Below are 17,366 nucleotides of genomic sequence, written 5' to 3' on the forward strand. Positions count from 1 at the left end.
AGTGAAAAGGAACACAGTAATGACTTTACAATCTGATGCTCGGTTGTCGCTGAGTTTAATGGATTTGACCTCGTTGAAAGAGGACGATACGCCGGCAAGTATTCTCGCGTTATTGAATAGCATTAACCCTGATATAGGACTACCAGCGGCGATTTGTGTGTATCCGCAGTTTGTGACGTTAGTAAAAGAAGAGTTGGAAAAGCGTGAGTGGTCGCAGATAAAAGTAGCAACGGTGACCAACTTCCCATCTGGAGAGCAAAAACTCCAACAGGTCCTTGCACAAACTCATTCAGCAATCGCTGATGGCGCGGACGAAATCGATCTTGTGCTTCCTTATCAGCAGCTCATGGCGGGTGATCCAGATACACCTTGGCAATACGTGCACTCGAGTAAGCTCGCTTGTCAAGGTAAAGCAAAGCTTAAGGTCATCATCGAAAGTGGCGTATTGGCCAAACCAAAGCTCATTGCGGAGGCCGCGCAGCTTGCCATTATGGCGGGCGCGGACTTTGTTAAAACAAGTACAGGAAAGGTTGCTGTCAATGCTACACCAGAAGCGGCAGAAGTTATCCTTAAGACAATCAAAAGCAGCGGTAAATCGGTTGGATTTAAAGCGGCCGGTGGAGTAAAGTCAGTAATTGAAGCGCAGCGATATTTACGATTGACGGAAGAAATTATGGGGGCCGAGTGGCTCAATGCCAATAATTTTAGATTCGGTGCTTCAAGCCTATTGAGTGATGTAGCAGTGGTTGTGAATGGACAGAGCGAGTGAAGCAGAAAAGGTAAAACTTGAGCATGACGCGGCTAAACTGTTTTTACGCAGTTATGAAAAGCAGTTTGCAGTGCATATGCGCCATATTTGGCACAATGAGCCCAATAAACCGGACGTCAGTTGTTATCAAGGAAAAACACAGCTTGATATAGAAATAGCCCATTTTTATGCCAGTGAGAAAGAAGCGATGGCTGTGCTTGGGCGTCCTCTGTCTCTCTCCACGCAAAGAGAGCTGGCAGCAATGAGTCAAGCCGCTGACTCCGTTCAATTGAGTATCGGCTTACAGCGGCTGCTCAATCAAAAAGCCAAAAAACACTATGATTCACAACGTGTTTGGTTGTTAATTCGAAATGCCAGCCCAATTTATCATCTTGACGATTTTAAGCGCTTAAAAGCCGCTTGGGAGATCCCTGATTGTCATCCATTTGAGCAAGTTTGGGTGCTTTGTGATTTTTATCACGGAGATTTATTGCGTCTTTTCTAAAGCCGTCGCAAAACCAAGTTTAGATTAAATGTTACTTTGCATATCTTTTACACTTGTTTTCGTTTGCTTCGTCAGTATAATGGGCATCCACTTTGCAGGGGCGTAGTTCCAATTGGTAGAACAGCGGTCTCCAAAACCGATGGTTGCGGGTTCGAGTCCTGCCGCCCCTGCCAATTCAGCAACAAGTCCACATTTAAAATAACGTGACCCAAAACCACTTAAGTCGCTTATTTGTAAATTTGGATTGAATGGATTTACCCTGTTCTATGCAGGGTTGTTGTGTCTGTATTTAAGGTAAAATTGATTATGAGCACTAATGTTGAAAACTCGTCAAGCTCGATGGACACGGTAAAGTGGCTAGCTGCTATTGCACTTCTAACTGGTGCCGTAGTTGGTAATTATCTATATGCCGATTTATCTGTTTTAGTACGCGCTGTAGGCGTAGTTGCAGCTATCGCTGCGGCTTTGGGCATTTTGGTAACGACTGAAAAAGGCCGTACCTTTATCGCTTTTGCTAAAGAATCACGTATCGAAGTACGTAAAGTTATCTGGCCAACGCGTCAGGAAGCGACTCACACTACTTTCATCGTGATCATTGCAACGGTGATTATGGCATTAATCCTTTGGGGATTAGATGGTATACTTTTCCGTGCAGTAGGCTTTTTAACTGGATTGGAGATCTGATCCCATGTCGGATGAGAACAAAGAAAAGAAATTACGTTGGTACGTGATCCAAGCGTTTTCAGGTTTTGAAAAACGTGTAGCACAAACCATTATCGAGCATATTAAAATCGAAGGGTTAGAAGACCTATTCGGTGAGATCCTTGTGCCGACTGAAGAAGTGGTTGAAATGCGTGCAGGTCAGAAACGTAAATCTGAACGTAAATTCTTCCCTGGTTATGTATTAGTTCAAATGGTGATGGATGATGCGTCTTGGCACTTGGTGAATAGCACACCTCGTGTAATGGGCTTTGTTGGTGGTACGTCAGACCGTCCTGCACCGATCAGTCAAAAAGAAGCGGATCGTATTCTTAACCGTCTACAAGAAAATGCTGAAGCACCGAAACCTGCCACATTATTTGAGCCGGGTGAAGTGGTTCGTGTTACAGATGGCCCATTTGCTGACTTCAATGGTGTGGTTGAAGAAGTGGATTACGAAAAGAGTCGCCTGAAAGTATCGGTACTTATTTTCGGTCGTTCAACGCCTGTAGACCTAGAGTTTGGTCAGGTTGAGAAAGACAAATAAATTCTAACTTGAAAAAGTTGTCAAAGGCCGCTGATTAATCTATAATCAGCGGCCTTTTTGTTGTACGCAAAAATATGCGGCAAAAAGACTGAATTTTTTAACTGGGAAGCCGTTTGAGTACGCGTCCTCGCGCGCACGAGGCAAAGACCCACAATTGAGGTATTATCATGGCTAAAAAAGTTGAAGCTCTAATCAAGCTACAAGTTGCTGCTGGTATGGCTAACCCTAGTCCTCCAGTAGGTCCTGCACTAGGTCAACACGGTGTAAACATCATGGAATTCTGTAAAGCGTTTAACGCACGTACAGAGTCTATCGAAAAAGGCGCACCTGTTCCTGTTGTTATTTCTGTTTACAGTGACCGTTCTTTCACTTTTGAAATGAAGACTCCACCTGCGGCATACCTTCTTAAGAAGGCTGCTGGTATCAAGTCTGGTTCTGGTCGTCCTAACACTGAAAAAGTTGGTACAGTTACTCGTGCTCAACTTGAAGAGATCGTTGAGACGAAACGTCCAGATCTTACTGCTGCTGATATGGACGCAGCTGTACGCACGATTGCAGGTTCTGCACGTGCAATGGGCTTGAACGTAGAGGAGTAATTGAGAATGGCTAAATTAACTAAGCGTATGCGTACTATCCGCGAGAAAGTGGATGCGACTAAAGAGTACGAAATCAACGAAGCTGTTGCTCTTCTAAAAGAACTTGCTACTGCTAAGTTCGTTGAAAGTGTTGACGTTGCTGTAAACCTAGGTATCGATGCTCGTAAATCTGACCAAAACGTACGTGGTGCAACTGTACTACCTCACGGTACTGGTCGTGATGTACGCGTAGCAGTATTCACTCAAGGTGCAAATGCAGAAGCTGCTAAAGAAGCTGGTGCTGATTTAGTAGGTATGGAAGACCTTGCAGAGCAAGTTAAGAAAGGCGAAATGAACTTTGACGTTGTTGTTGCTTCTCCTGATGCAATGCGCGTTGTTGGTCAACTAGGTCAAATCCTAGGTCCACGTGGTCTTATGCCTAACCCTAAGACAGGTACTGTAACGCCTAACGTTGCAGAAGCTGTTAAGAACGCTAAAGCTGGTCAGGTTCGCTACCGTAACGATAAGAACGGTATCATCCACACTACTATCGGTAAAGTAGACTTTGACGCTAACCAACTTCAAGAAAACCTTGAAGCGCTAATCATCGCGCTTAAGAAGGCTAAGCCTTCTACTGCAAAAGGTACTTTCGTGAAGAAAGTAAGCATCTCTACTACGATGGGTGCTGGTGTTGCTTTAGACCAAGCTACTCTAAATACTCAAGTAGTATAATTTAGAGTTTAGCGTTTACATGGCGTAAAAATTAGACTATAATTTTGCGCCATTTTGTAGAGAAGTGTGCTTCTTTACAAAGCAAAGAATTCGGGTTGAAGCGCATAATTTCGAAAATTGTTTCCATCATGGTCTACAATGAATCGATAAATTGCGCTTCCGTCCAAGACCGTAGGTGGCTTCGGCCTTAATCGTCCTACGTAGACGGTGTGAATCCCAGCTAGATTTTCCTAATCTTCTGGCTCTCGCCGTAAAAAGCATCTCTGCTAAAGTTTTTAGCAGGGTAGAGTAGAACTGAAAAACATATATGTGTTTTTCTATAAACCAGGAGTAACACCCATGGCTTTAAATCTTCAAGACAAAAAAGCAATTGTTGCTGAAGTCAACGAAGCTGCCAAAGGTGCTCTTTCAGCAGTTGTTGCTGATTCTCGTGGTGTAACAGTAGGTGCAATCACTGCTCTTCGTAAAGAAGCTCGTGAAGCTGGTGTATGGATGAAAGTTGTTCGTAACACCCTAGCTAAACGTGCTGTTGAAGGCACTGATTACGAATGCCTTAACGAATCACTAGTTGGCCCAAGCCTTATCGCTTTCTCTTCAGAGCACCCTGGTGCTGCTGCGCGTATCTTTGCAGATTTCGCGAAAAAGAACGAAGCATTTGAGCTTAAAACTGCTGCATTCGAAGGCAAAATCGTTGATGTAGATATGCTTGCTAAGCTACCTACTTACGACGAAGCTGTTGCACGCTTAATGAGCGCTATGAAAGAAGCGTCTGCTGGCAAATTGTGTAAAACAATTGAAGCGGTACGTGTACAGAAAGCTGAGCAAGCTGCTTAATCTAAGCAACGCTCCTTTCTTTAATAAATTTTTTGAACCGCATGGGTTCGTAAATAATTAGGAAATTTGAAATGTCTGTAACTAAAGACCAAATCCTTGACGCTATTGCTGAAATGTCAGTAATGGAAGTTGTTGAACTAGTTGAAGCTATGGAAGAGAAGTTCGGTGTAACTGCAGCTGCTGCTGTTGTTGCTGCTGGTCCTGCTGAAGCTGCTGAAGAAAAGACTGAGTTCGACGTAATCCTAGCTGCTGCTGGCGGTAACAAAGTTGCTGCAATCAAAGCGGTACGTGGCGCAACAGGTCTAGGCCTTAAAGAAGCTAAAGCGCTAGTTGAGTCTGCTCCTGCACCTATCAAAGAAGGTGTATCTAAGGAAGAAGCTGAAGCGCTTAAGAAAGATCTTGAAGAAGCTGGTGCTGAAGTTGAGATCAAGTAATCTAGCTCCCGCTAGGTTCGCTGCCTGAGAAATCAGGCAAGGGCTGGTGATTATTTAATCACCGGCCCTTTTGCGCTATAGAGATATACATTTCTATCGTGCATAAATCTTCGAATTTCACTGTAATTTTCAATAACTTAGAAGTTTTTGTTGAAAATCGCAATGGCATTTGAAGTAACACTGATTTGGTAACATTAACGATTTGAATAGAGCCTGAATTGTGCTCCTTTAAGCCGTTAGTTGAGTAAATTAGTGTGACAATTTAGATGTTGTTATCATGGCTTAGATGCCAGTGAAGTCTGTTCAATTTTGGACAGGTTGGGTCAAAGATCAGCAAGCTGAGGAACCCCATGGCTTACTCTTATTCTGAAAAGAAACGTATCCGTAAGGATTTTGGTAAACGTCCACAGGTTTTGGACATACCTTTCCTACTGCAAATGCAGTTGGAATCGTTCGATAAGTTCATTGCGCCTGATGCCGATGGCGATACTGGACTGGAAGCTGCATTCCGTTCTGTATTCCCTATCAAGAGCTACTCGGGCAACTCTGAACTTCAATACGTCAGTTATCGTATTGGCGAGCCAGTATTTGACGTTAAAGAATGTCAAATTCGCGGTGTGACATATTCTGCTCCACTTCGCGTTAAACTACGTCTTGTGCTAATGGACAAAGATGCACCTGGCACAGTCAAAGACATAAAAGAGCAAGAAGTTTACATGGGCGAAATCCCGCTCATGACAGACACCGGTACTTTTGTTATCAATGGTACTGAGCGTGTTATCGTTTCTCAGCTACACCGTTCACCTGGTGTATTCTTTGATAACGACCGTGGTAAATCACACTCATCTGGTAAAGTGTTATATAACGCTCGTGTGATCCCTTACCGTGGCTCATGGCTTGACTTTGAATTCGACGTTAAAGATAACCTTTACGTTCGTATTGACCGTCGCCGTAAACTACCAGCATCTATCATCTTACGTGCACTAGAATTCACTTCAGACGAAATCTTGGCACTATTCTTTGAAACAACAAGTTTCGAAGTAAAAGATGGCAAAGTGTTGATGGAACTTGTGCCTTCACGCCTACGTGGTGAAACTGCTGCATTTGATATTAAAGATGCAAACGGTGACGTCTTGGTTGAAAAAGGCCGTCGTATTACCGCACGCCATATTAAGAGCATCGAAAAGCAAGGTATAGATACTCTTGAGGTACCACATGAGTACATCATCGGCCGTGTTGTTGCTAAAAACTACATCGACGAATCGACAGGCGAAGTGATCGCAGAAGCGAATGCCGAGTTATCACTAGAGCTTATGGCTGAATTGGTGAAGGCGGGTCACTCAAAGATCGATACGCTTTACATCAACGAAGTAGACAGTGGTGCGTACATGTCAGAGACATTACGTGTTGACTCTACTAATAATCGCCTAGAAGCATTGGTGGAAATCTATCGCATGATGCGCCCGGGTGAGCCACCAACAAAAGAAGCTGCAGAAGCGTTATTCGACAACCTATTCTTCTCTGAAGAGCGCTATGATCTATCAACAGTAGGTCGTATGAAGTTTAATAGCCGTGTTGGTTATGATTCAGACGAAGGTGAGGGTACGTTATCTAAAGAAGATATCGTTAGCGTGATGAAGGTATTGATCGACATCCGTAACGGTAAAGGTGATGTGGACGATATCGACCACTTAGGTAACCGTCGTATCCGTTCAGTAGGTGAAATGGCTGAAAACCAATTCCGTGTAGGTCTTGTACGTGTTGAGCGTGCAGTACGTGAGCGTCTAAGTCTTGGTGACCTAGATAACGTTATGCCACAGGATTTGATCAACGCTAAGCCGATTTCTGCAGCAGTAAAAGAATTCTTTGGTTCTTCACAGCTTTCACAATTTATGGACCAGAACAACCCGCTTTCAGAAGTGACGCATAAACGTCGTATTTCTGCATTAGGTCCGGGTGGTCTAACTCGTGAACGTGCTGGTTTCGAAGTACGTGACGTACACGTAACGCACTACGGTCGTGTTTGTCCTATCGAAACGCCTGAAGGTCCAAACATCGGTCTAATCAACTCGCTATCTACTTACGCGCGTACAAACGACTATGGTTTCCTAGAGACTCCATACCGCAAAGTAGTAGACGGAATCGTTACAGACGATGTTGATTACCTTTCAGCAATTGAAGAAGGTCAGTTCGTTATCGCACAGGCGAATACAACGCTAACTGATGACAACCAATTTGCTGAAGAACTGATTCCATGTCGCTTTAAAGGTGAATCAACCTTTATGCCAAGCGACAGCATTCAGTATATGGACGTATCTCCACAGCAGGTAATCTCTGTGGCTGCAGCGCTTATTCCATTCCTAGAACACGATGACGCGAACCGCGCATTGATGGGATCGAACATGCAACGTCAAGCTGTACCTACACTACGTGCTGATAAGCCGCTAGTTGGTACTGGTATTGAGCGTACACTAGCGAAAGACTCTGGTGTAACAATCGTTGCTAAGCGTGGCGGTATCGTTAAGTATGCTGATGCGAGCCGTATTGTTGTTAACGTTAATGAAGACGAGCGCATCCAAGGTGAAGCGGGCATCGATATCTATAACTTAACTAAGTACACACGCTCAAACCAAAACACTTGTATCAACCAGAAACCAACTTGTATGGTTGGTGAGCCGGTAGTACGTGGTGACGTGCTTGCTGATGGTCCTTCAACAGACCTAGGTGACTTAGCACTTGGTCAGAACCTACGCGTAGCGTTCATGCCTTGGAATGGTTACAACTTCGAGGATTCAATCCTACTTTCAGAGAATGTTGTAAAAGAAGATCGTCTAACGACTATCCACATTCAAGAGCTTCAGTGTATTGCTCGTGATACTAAGCTTGGTCCAGAAGAAATCACTGCGGATATTCCAAACGTAGGTGAGTCTGCACTAGGTAAGCTTGATGAATCAGGCGTTGTATACATTGGTGCTGAAGTGAAAGGCGGCGACATCCTTGTAGGTAAAGTGACGCCTAAAGGTGAAACGCAACTAACTCCTGAAGAAAAGCTACTACGTGCTATCTTTGGTGAAAAAGCGTCTGACGTTAAAGATAGCTCGTTACGTGTACCGAACTCTGTATCTGGTACGGTTATCGACGTACAAGTGTTTACGCGTGACGGTGTTGAAAAAGACAAACGTGCGCTAGAAGTTGAAGATATGCAGCTTCGTGAAGCGAAGAAAGACTTCAACGAAGAGTTCAGAATCCTTGAAGGCGGTATCTTGACTCACGCTCGTAACCTACTTATCAAAGCAGGTATGAGTGAAGAGCAACTTGCAGGCTTTAACACTGAGAAGCTATTGACACAAAGCCTTGCTGACGAAGAGCATCAAGCAGAGCTTGAGCAACTAGCAGCGCAGTATGACGAGCTTAAAGCTGACTACGACAAGCGTTTCGAGAACAAGCGTCGTAAGATCACTCAAGGTGATGACTTAGCGCCTGGCGTACTTAAGATTGTTAAAGTATACCTAGCTGTTAAACGTCGTATCCAACCTGGTGATAAGATGGCGGGTCGTCACGGTAACAAGGGTGTAATCTCAACTATCGTTCCTGTTGAAGACATGCCTTACGATGACAAAGGCCGTACTGTAGATATCGTACTTAACCCGCTGGGTGTACCATCTCGTATGAACATCGGTCAGATCCTAGAAACTCACATGGGTCTAGCTGCTCGTGGTATCGGTGAACGTCTTGAAGAAATGATGAAAGAGCAACGTGAAATACACGAGCTACGCGAATTCATCAGAAAAGCTTACGAAATCGGTGACTGCCGTCAGAAAGTAGATATTGCTAACTTCTCTGATGATGAAATCCGTCGCTTGGCAGAAAACCTTAAAGGTGGTCTACCAATCGCAACACCAGCATTTGATGGTGCACGTGAAGCTGAAATCAAAGACATGCTAGAACTTGGTGGTTATCCAAGAAGTGGTCAGGTAACGTTATATGATGGTCGTACTGGTGATGCGTTTGAGCGTCAAGTAACGGTAGGCTACATGTACATGCTGAAACTGAACCACCTTGTTGATGACAAGATGCACGCGCGTTCAACAGGTTCTTACAGCCTAGTTACTCAGCAACCGCTGGGTGGTAAGGCACAGTTCGGTGGTCAGCGTTTCGGTGAGATGGAGGTATGGGCACTTGAAGCATACGGTGCTGCCTACACGCTACAAGAAATGTTGACAGTGAAGTCGGATGACGTAAACGGTCGTACTAAGATGTACAAGAACATCGTAGACGGTAACCACAAGATGGAACCGGGTATGCCTGAGTCGTTCAACGTACTGTTGAAAGAAATCCGCTCGCTAGGTATCAACATCGAGTTGGAAGAAGTTTAATCCGACCGCCGCAGTGCGCTGCGGCGTTGCATAACTGCAACCGGACTGAAAAGAATGTAGGGGCAGGCGTGGCTTGCCCTCGAGATTAACCTCCGACAGGAGAGCTAAGGTGAAAGACTTACTTAAGTTTCTGAAGCAACAAAATAAGACCGAAGAATTCGATGCAATTCGCATTGGTCTTGCTTCGCCAGACATGGTGCGTTCATGGTCTTACGGTGAAGTAAAGAAACCTGAGACAATCAACTACCGTACTTTCAAGCCTGAGCGTGATGGCTTATTCTGTGCCCGTATCTTCGGCCCAGTAAAAGATTACGAGTGTTTGTGTGGTAAATACAAGCGCTTGAAGCACCGTGGTGTTATCTGTGAAAAGTGTGGCGTTGAAGTAACGCTAACAAAAGTACGTCGTGACCGTATGGGTCACATCGAGCTGGCTAGCCCAGTTGCGCATATTTGGTTCTTGAAATCACTTCCGTCACGTATTGGCCTAATGCTAGACATGACGCTTCGTGACATTGAGCGCGTACTTTATTTCGAATCATTCGTGGTAACTGAGCCAGGTATGACTACGCTTGAGCGTGGTCAATTACTAGGTGAAGAAGAATACCTAGATGCACTTGAAGAGCACGGTGATGAGTTTGAAGCGAAGATGGGTGCAGAAGCTGTACTTGATCTACTTCGCGAGCTAGACCTTGGTCAGTTAATCGCTGAAATGCGTGAAGAGTTGCCAACAATCAACTCTGAAACTAAGCGTAAGAAAATCACAAAGCGTCTTAAACTAATGGAAGCGTTCCACCAATCAGGTAACAACCCTGAGTGGATGGTAATGAGTGTGCTACCAGTTCTTCCGCCAGATCTACGTCCTCTAGTACCACTAGATGGCGGTCGTTTTGCGACTTCAGATCTGAACGACCTTTACCGTCGAGTGATCAACCGTAACAACCGTTTGAAGCGTCTTCTTGACCTAGCTGCGCCAGACATCATCGTACGTAACGAAAAACGTATGCTTCAAGAAGCGGTTGATGCGCTACTTGATAATGGTCGTCGTGGCCGTGCGATTACGGGTTCTAACAAGCGTCCACTTAAGTCGCTTGCAGACATGATTAAAGGTAAGCAAGGTCGTTTCCGTCAAAACCTTCTAGGTAAGCGTGTTGACTACTCAGGCCGTTCTGTTATCACCGTAGGTCCTACGCTGAAACTACATCAGTGTGGTCTACCTAAGAAGATGGCGCTTGAGCTATTCAAACCATTTATCTACGGTAAACTAGAGCGCCGTGGCATGGCGACAACCATCAAAGCTGCGAAGAAGATGGTTGAGCGTGAAGTACCAGAGGTTTGGGACGTACTAGACGAAGTTATCCGTGAGCACCCGGTTTTACTTAACCGTGCGCCAACACTTCACCGTCTAGGTATCCAAGCGTTCGAACCTGTACTTATCGAAGGTAAAGCGATTCACCTACACCCACTAGTGTGTGCGGCGTATAACGCTGACTTCGATGGTGACCAAATGGCGGTTCACGTCCCACTGACGCTTGAAGCGCAGTTGGAAGCGCGTGCATTGATGATGTCTACTAACAACATCCTAGCACCAGCTAACGGTGAACCAATCATCGTTCCTTCACAGGACGTTGTACTAGGTCTTTACTACATGACTCGCGATCGCATCAACGGTAAAGGTGAAGGCACTGTATTTAAAGATGCTAAAGAAGCTGAAAAAGCATACCGTGTAGGTGCTGCTGAGCTTCACGCTCGTGTTAAAGTGCGTATCACAGAAGTGACTATCGACGAAGAAACACGTGAGCGCGGCACGTTAACTCACCTAGTAGATACGACAGTAGGTCGTGCAATCCTTTCATTGAATATCCCTGAAGGCTTGCCGTTTGAACTGATCAATAAGCCACTAGGTAAGAAACAAATTTCTGGTCTTCTTAATGAGTGTTACCGTCGTCTAGGTCTTAAAGATACAGTTATCTTTGCTGACCAAGTGATGTATACCGGTTTCCACTACGCGATGAAGTCTGGTGTTTCTATCGGTATCAATGACATGGTAATCCCACCAACTAAAGGTGAGATCATCGATCGTGCGGAAGCTGAAGTTGCAGAAATCAACCAACAGTTCCAATCAGGTCTTGTAACTGCCGGTGAGAAGTACAACAAAGTTATCGATATCTGGTCACGTGTAAACGAAAACCTTTCTCGCGAGATGATGGCTAACCTTTCAAAAGAAACGGTTATCAACGCTGAAGGCAACGAAGAAGAGCAACCGTCATTTAACTCAGTGTTTATGATGGCAGACTCGGGCGCTCGTGGTAGTGCTGCTCAGATCCGTCAGCTAGCGGGTATGCGTGGTCTAATGGCACGTCCAGATGGTTCAATCATCGAAACGCCAATTACAGCAAACTTCCGTGAAGGTCTAAACGTACTACAGTACTTTATCTCGACGCACGGTGCGCGTAAAGGTCTAGCGGATACGGCACTTAAGACAGCGAACTCGGGTTACCTAACTCGTCGTCTAGTAGACGTAGCACAAGATTTGGTTATCAACGAATCAGACTGTGGTACCGAAGAAGGTCTAGTAATGAAGCCGCTAATCGAAGGTGGTGACGTTGTAGAACCACTTCGCGAGCGAGTACTAGGTCGTGTTGTTGCTGAAGATGTATGTAAGCCAGGTACTACTGAAGTACTTGTTGCACGTAACGTAATGATTGACGAAAAACTGTGTGATCTTTTAGAAGAACACTCAGTAGACGAAGTTAAAGTACGTTCTGTAATCACCTGTCAAAATGACTTTGGTGTGTGTGCACACTGTTACGGTCGTGACTTGGCGCGTGGCCATATCATCAATCCTGGTGAAGCAGTTGGTGTAATCGCGGCACAGTCAATCGGTGAGCCGGGTACACAGCTTACGATGCGTACATTCCACATCGGTGGTGCGGCATCACGAGCTTCTGCAGAGAACAGTGTTCAAGTTAAGAACAATGGTAATCTGAAACTTCACAATGCGAAATTTGTAATCAATGCTGATGGCAAAATCGTTATCACATCTCGTTCAACCGAGATCACGATAATCGATGAGCACGGTCGTGAGAAAGAGCGTTATAAAGTACCTTATGGTGCAGTATTAACTGTACAAGATGGTGCTGATGTTAAAGGTAACGACATCGTCGCTACTTGGGACCCGCATAGCCACCCAATCATCATTGAACATGAGTCAAAAGTATCGTTCAGCGATATCGATGATTCAAACACTGAAGCACAGACTGATGAATTAACTGGTCTAACACGTGTGGTTGTTAAGGATCTTGCGAAAGTAAACGCAAAAGAGCCTAAACTAATCATTGAGAACGAAGAGCGTGGTCTTCAAGAGATCCGCCTACCTTCATTCACAACGATTGAAATCACAGATGGTGCAACAGTACTACCAGGTTCTGTATTGGCTCGTATCCCACAAGAAGGTTCGAAGACTCGTGACATCACGGGTGGTCTACCTCGAGTTGCAGACTTATTCGAAGCGCGTAAACCAAAAGATCCTGCAATTCTTGCAGAAATCACAGGTACTGTTAGCTTCGGTAAAGAGACTAAAGGTAAGAAGCGTCTTGTGATCACACCTGACGAGGGTGATGCGTACGAAGAAATGATCCCGAAATGGCGTCAGCTTAACGTGTTCGAAGGTGAGCAAGTGGCTAAAGGTGAAGTTATTGCCGATGGTCCAGAATCACCACACGATATCCTACGTCTACGTGGTGTTACTGATGTATCTAACTACATCACTAACGAGGTACAAGAAGTATACCGCCTACAGGGTGTAAAGATTAACGATAAGCACATTGAAACTATCGTTCGTCAGATGCTTCGTAAGTGTATCATCCTTGATGGTGGTGACAGTGAATTCCTAGCAGGCGAGCAAGCTGAAGTTGCACGTGTAAACATCGCTAACCGTGAGCTAGAAATGCAAGGTAAGATCCCAGCTAAGTTTGAAATTCAGCTAATGGGTATTACTAAAGCGTCACTTGCGACTGAATCGTTCATTTCTGCGGCATCGTTCCAGGAAACGACACGTGTTCTAACCGAAGCTGCGGTTAACGGTAAGAGCGATGAGCTACGTGGTCTGAAAGAAAACGTAATCGTGGGTCGTTTGATCCCAGCGGGTACAGGTTTCGCATACCATGAAGAGCGTATCAACCGTCGCAAGCAAGGTGAAGCAGCTGTTGAAGAACAAACTGTAAGTGCTGAAGAGGCAACTCAAGCGCTAACAGATGCACTGAATGCTGATTTACTAGGTGGTAACGAGTAATCCCCACCATTTAGCTTATTGATTGAAAAGCCGCTGTGTGAATACAGCGGCTTTTTTATGCATTCTCAACTCCGCAGTCCGATTTGCCATCAAAGCGTCACATCGATGTGTATACTGCAACAAAGGTTTTTCAATGTGATTGCTAACTTTTGTTAACTTTCAACAGTTTCGCAGACAAAACCAACCGATTGGTATGCATTTACTTAATGCTGATGACGACTTTTGGTTGACAGGTTAAACTTTGGTCATTAAAATTCGGCCACCCATTTTAGTCGTTCAAGAAAACTGGATTTGACTTAAATGGTAAGATTTTATTTTTCAGTAGTAATTTATTAATTCAGGAGCTATTTAATGGCAACTATTAACCAGCTAGTGCGTAAGCCACGTCGTAGCAAGGTTACAAAGAGCAACTCTGCTGCTCTTAAAGCTTGTCCACAAAAGCGTGGTGTATGTACTCGTGTATATACAACAACACCTAAGAAACCAAACTCTGCATTACGTAAAGTAGCGCGTGTACGTTTAACTAACGGTTTCGAAGTAACTTCATACATTGGTGGTGAAGGTCACAACCTACAAGAGCACAGTGTAATCCTAATCCGTGGTGGTCGTGTTAAAGACTTACCAGGTGTGCGTTTCCACACTGTTCGTGGTGCACTTGACTGTGCAGGCGTAAACGACCGTAGACAGGCTCGTTCTAAGTACGGTGCAAAACGTCCTAAGGGCTAATGGTTCTCCGTTAGTAAGGCCAAGCACTTAAGTTTTAAATTTTTATATATTGTTTTGGGAATCCGTGTTTAACACGGACCTGAAGATACCGGAGAAAGAAAATGCCTAGAAGACGCGTAATAGGTCAACGTAAAATTCTTCCAGATCCGAAGTTCGGATCAGAGCTTCTTGCTAAATTCGTTAACGTAGTAATGCTTGACGGCAAGAAATCTACTGCTGAAAAAATCGTATATGGTGCGCTAGACGTGGCTGCTGAAAAATCAGGCAAGTCGCACCTAGAAATCTTTGAAGCTGCACTTGATAACGTTCGCCCACAGGTAGAGGTTAAATCTCGCCGTGTTGGTGGTTCAACGTACCAAGTACCAGTTGAAGTACGTCCAGTGCGTCGTAACGCACTAGGTATGCGTTGGTTGGTTGAAGCTGCACGTAAGCGTGGCGAGAAATCAATGGGTCTTCGTCTTGCTCAAGAGATGATCGACGCTGCTGAAAACAAAGGCACTGCGGTTAAGAAACGTGAAGACGTTCACCGTATGGCTGAAGCGAACAAAGCATTCGCTCACTACCGTTGGTAATCTGCTAACACCTTTTAAGAGGATATTATGGCACGGACAACTCCGATTGAGCGCTACCGTAACATCGGTATATGTGCTCACGTAGATGCGGGTAAAACAACTACGACCGAGCGCGTACTTTTTTATACTGGTCTTTCTCATAAGATTGGTGAAGTACACGACGGCGCCGCAACTATGGACTGGATGGAGCAGGAGCAAGAGCGTGGTATCACGATCACTTCTGCTGCAACAACGTGTTTCTGGAAAGGGATGGATGCTCAGTTTGATGAGCATCGTGTTAACATCATCGATACTCCAGGACACGTAGATTTTACTATCGAAGTAGAGCGTTCATTGCGCGTACTTGATGGTGCTGTTGTTGTGTTATGTGCTTCATCAGGTGTGCAACCGCAAACTGAGACCGTTTGGCGTCAGGCTAACAAATACGAAGTGCCGCGTATGATTTTCGTCAATAAGATGGATCGTACAGGTGCTGACTTCTTGTCTGTAGTTGAACAAGTTAAAAAACGTCTCGGTGCTACACCTGTGCCTATTCAGTTACCAATTGGTGCTGAAGATGAATTTAAAGGTGTTATTGACCTTATTAAGATGAAAGCAATTAACTGGAATGAAGAAGACCAGGGGATGACTTTCACCTATGAAGAGGTCCCAGCAGATCTTCTTGAGCTAGCTGAAGAATGGCGCTCTCATCTAATTGAGAGTGCTGCAGAAGCTTCTGAAGAACTAATGGAAAAATATCTTGAAGATGGTGAGTTGAGCGAAGAAGAGATTAAATCAGCCCTTCGCCAACGCACATTGGCCAATGAAATTGTGCCTATGACGACAGGTAGTGCATTCAAGAACAAAGGTGTTCAGGCTGTGCTTGACGCTGTGATTGAATTCATGCCGTCGCCTACTGAAGTAAAAGCTATCCAAGGTGTCTTAGAAGACGAAACCGAAGATACGCGTGAAGCTGACGATAATGCACCGTTTGCGGCGCTTGCATTTAAGATCGCAACTGATCCATTCGTTGGCACACTTACTTTCTTCCGAGTTTACTCTGGTAAAGTTAGCCAGGGTGATTCGGTACTAAATCCTGTTAAAGGTAAAAAAGAGCGTTTTGGACGTATTGTTCAAATGCACTCTAACTCGCGTGAAGAGATTAAAGAAGTTCATGCGGGTGACATCGCGGCTGCTATCGGCCTAAAAGATGTAACTACTGGTGATACACTTTGTGCTCAAGAAGCGCCAATTACGTTAGAACGTATGGAGTTCCCTGAGCCTGTAATCTCAGTCGCAGTAGAACCTAAAACAGTAGCTGACCAAGAAAAAATGGGCGTTGCACTTGGTAAACTTGCAGCAGAAGATCCTTCATTCCGTGTAGAAACGGACGAAGAATCAGGTCAGACGATTATCTCTGGTATGGGTGAGCTTCACTTAGATATCATTGTCGATCGTATGAAGCGTGAGTTTAACGTTGTGTGTAACGTTGGTAAGCCTCAGGTTGCATACCGCGAAACTATCCGAGCTTCTGTTGAAGCTGAAGGTAAGTTTGTGCGTCAATCTGGTGGTCGTGGTCAATATGGTCACGTTTGGTTGAAGCTAGAACCAATGGATGTTTCTGATGATGATGCACCAATATACGAATTCGTTAACGAAATCGTTGGTGGCACAGTACCAAAAGAATATATCCCAGCGGTTGATAAAGGTATTCAAGAGCAGATGAAGCAAGGTGTTCTTGCAGGTTATCCGCTATTGGGTGTTAAAGCTACCTTGTTTGATGGTTCATTCCACGATGTTGACTCAAACGAGATGGCGTTTAAGATCGCAGGTTCGATGGGCTTTAGAAAAGGCGCGCTAGAAGCAAGCCCTGTTCTACTTGAGCCTGTCATGAAAGTAGAAGTAATCACTCCTGAAGAAAACATGGGTGATGTAGTAGGCGACTTAAATCGTCGTCGTGGCATAATTGAAGGCATGGAAGAAGCATTTGGTGGCTCGAAGCAAATTAATGCTCAGGTCCCACTTTCTGAAATGTTTGGCTATGCAACAGACTTACGCTCCGCTACACAAGGGCGCGCATCATACTCTATGGAATTCCTAAAGTATGCTGAAGCGGCTAAAAACGTAGCTGATGCAATAATTGCAGCTCGCGCTGTTAAGTAATTTTAGTTCGGTCCGGTCTTAGGGCTGGACTTTAATTTCTTTATAGGAAATTTGAAAATGGCAAAAGAAAAGTTTGAACGCGTAAAACCGCACGTAAACGTAGGTACAATCGGCCACGTTGACCACGGTAAAACAACTCTAACTGCAGCAATCACTAACGTACTTGCAAAAGTATACGGTGGTGA

14 protein-coding genes and 1 tRNA gene are annotated in these 17,366 nt (G+C 44.7%); all 15 read left to right on the top strand.

Annotated features, from left to right (window positions below; translation table 11 throughout):
- Positions 1-19: 19 nt before the first annotated feature.
- Positions 20-769, top strand: a complete 750-nt coding sequence (gene deoC, locus CWC29_RS23425) for a deoxyribose-phosphate aldolase (RefSeq protein WP_128725820.1) — start codon at positions 20-22, stop codon at positions 767-769.
- Positions 753-1,253 (top strand): hypothetical protein, encoded by a 501-nt coding sequence (locus CWC29_RS23430; RefSeq protein ID WP_138523022.1) that lies wholly within the window; start codon positions 753-755, stop codon positions 1,251-1,253. Before deoC ends, CWC29_RS23430 begins: the two co-directional genes overlap by 17 nt.
- A gap of 96 nt (positions 1,254-1,349) precedes the next feature.
- Positions 1,350-1,426, top strand: a tRNA-Trp gene (locus CWC29_RS23435).
- 133 nt (positions 1,427-1,559) lie between these two features.
- Positions 1,560-1,937, top strand: a complete 378-nt coding sequence (secE, locus tag CWC29_RS23440) for a preprotein translocase subunit SecE (protein WP_010376231.1) — start codon at positions 1,560-1,562, stop codon at positions 1,935-1,937.
- 4 nt (positions 1,938-1,941) lie between these two features.
- The gene (gene nusG, locus CWC29_RS23445) at positions 1,942-2,499 is read left to right on the top strand and encodes a transcription termination/antitermination protein NusG (RefSeq protein ID WP_010376230.1); all 558 of its coding nucleotides are present in this window, start codon (positions 1,942-1,944) and stop codon (positions 2,497-2,499) included.
- Positions 2,500-2,666: 167 nt separating this feature from the next.
- On the top strand, positions 2,667-3,095 hold the full coding sequence (rplK, locus tag CWC29_RS23450; RefSeq protein ID WP_010376229.1) for a 50S ribosomal protein L11: 429 nt from the start codon (positions 2,667-2,669) through the stop codon (positions 3,093-3,095).
- Positions 3,096-3,101: 6 nt separating this feature from the next.
- Entirely contained in the window at positions 3,102-3,806 is a 705-nt protein-coding gene (gene rplA / locus CWC29_RS23455; RefSeq protein ID WP_010376228.1) for a 50S ribosomal protein L1, read from the top strand.
- Positions 3,807-4,145: 339 nt separating this feature from the next.
- On the top strand, positions 4,146-4,640 hold the full coding sequence (gene rplJ, locus CWC29_RS23460; protein ID WP_128725818.1) for a 50S ribosomal protein L10: 495 nt from the start codon (positions 4,146-4,148) through the stop codon (positions 4,638-4,640).
- 71 nt (positions 4,641-4,711) lie between these two features.
- Positions 4,712-5,074, top strand: coding sequence for a 50S ribosomal protein L7/L12 (rplL, locus tag CWC29_RS23465; protein WP_070982798.1), 363 nt, complete (start codon positions 4,712-4,714; stop codon positions 5,072-5,074).
- A gap of 350 nt (positions 5,075-5,424) precedes the next feature.
- On the top strand, positions 5,425-9,450 hold the full coding sequence (gene rpoB / locus CWC29_RS23470) for a DNA-directed RNA polymerase subunit beta (protein ID WP_128725817.1): 4,026 nt from the start codon (positions 5,425-5,427) through the stop codon (positions 9,448-9,450).
- Positions 9,451-9,559: 109 nt separating this feature from the next.
- Positions 9,560-13,741 carry a DNA-directed RNA polymerase subunit beta' gene (gene rpoC, locus CWC29_RS23475; protein WP_128725816.1) on the top strand — a complete coding sequence of 1,394 codons (4,182 nt, stop codon included), beginning with the start codon at positions 9,560-9,562 and terminating at the stop codon, positions 13,739-13,741.
- 351 nt (positions 13,742-14,092) lie between these two features.
- Positions 14,093-14,467 (top strand): 30S ribosomal protein S12, encoded by a 375-nt coding sequence (gene rpsL, locus CWC29_RS23480; RefSeq protein WP_010367657.1) that lies wholly within the window; start codon positions 14,093-14,095, stop codon positions 14,465-14,467.
- 101 nt (positions 14,468-14,568) lie between these two features.
- Positions 14,569-15,039: a 30S ribosomal protein S7 gene (rpsG, locus tag CWC29_RS23485; RefSeq protein WP_099031881.1), complete on the top strand. Its 471-nt coding sequence runs from the start codon at positions 14,569-14,571 to the stop codon at positions 15,037-15,039.
- A gap of 27 nt (positions 15,040-15,066) precedes the next feature.
- Entirely contained in the window at positions 15,067-17,181 is a 2,115-nt protein-coding gene (fusA, locus tag CWC29_RS23490; protein WP_128725815.1) for an elongation factor G, read from the top strand.
- Positions 17,182-17,238: 57 nt separating this feature from the next.
- A partial coding sequence (locus CWC29_RS23495; protein ID WP_033023824.1) for a GTP-binding protein occupies positions 17,239-17,366 on the top strand: 128 nt, incomplete at its 3' end.

This window comes from Pseudoalteromonas galatheae (assembly GCF_005886105.2).
In the GTDB taxonomy this organism is placed as follows: Bacteria; Pseudomonadota; Gammaproteobacteria; order Enterobacterales; family Alteromonadaceae; genus Pseudoalteromonas; species Pseudoalteromonas galatheae.